The organism is Streptomyces filipinensis, from assembly GCF_014649495.1.
GTDB lineage: Bacteria > Actinomycetota > Actinomycetes > Streptomycetales > Streptomycetaceae > Streptomyces > Streptomyces filipinensis.
In genome coordinates this window covers 1-554 of sequence record NZ_BMTD01000097.1, presented here as the reverse complement: position 1 = coordinate 554, position 554 = coordinate 1, and the positions used below count along the sequence as shown (strand labels likewise).

Sequence of the window (554 nt, the reverse complement as noted above, 5' to 3'; positions counted from 1 at the left end):
ACCCGTGACCTGGACCCGGCGGAGACCCTGTTCATCGTGGCGTCCAAGACGTTCACCACGATCGAGACGATCACCAACGCCACCTCCGCGCGGACGTGGCTGCTCGACGGCCTGGGCGGCGACGAGAAGGCGGTCGCCCGGCACTTCGTGGCGCTGTCCACGAACGCCGAGAAGGTGACCGGTTTCGGGATCGACCCGGACAACATGTTCGAGTTCTGGGACTGGGTCGGCGGCCGGTACTCGTACGACTCGGCGATCGGCCTCTCCCTGATGATCGCCATCGGCCCGGACCGGTTCCGGGAGATGCTGGACGGTTTCCGGCTGATGGACGACCACTTCCGCACTGCCCCCGCCGAGGCCAACGCGCCCCTGCTCCTGGGCCTGCTGGGCATCTGGTACGGCAACTTCCACGACGCCCAGTCCCACGCCGTGCTGCCCTACAGCCACTATCTGTCGAAGTTCACCGCCTACCTGCAGCAGCTGGACATGGAGTCCAACGGCAAGTCGGTGCAGCGCGACGGCGAGCCGGTGCAGTGGCAGACCGGGCCGGTCGT

1 protein-coding gene is annotated in these 554 nt (G+C 67.3%); it reads left to right on the top strand.

Features of this window, described 5'->3' with window-relative positions; translation table 11 throughout:
• A partial coding sequence (locus IE244_RS41645; protein ID WP_506005190.1) for a phosphoglucose isomerase-related protein occupies positions 1-554 on the top strand: 554 nt, incomplete at both ends.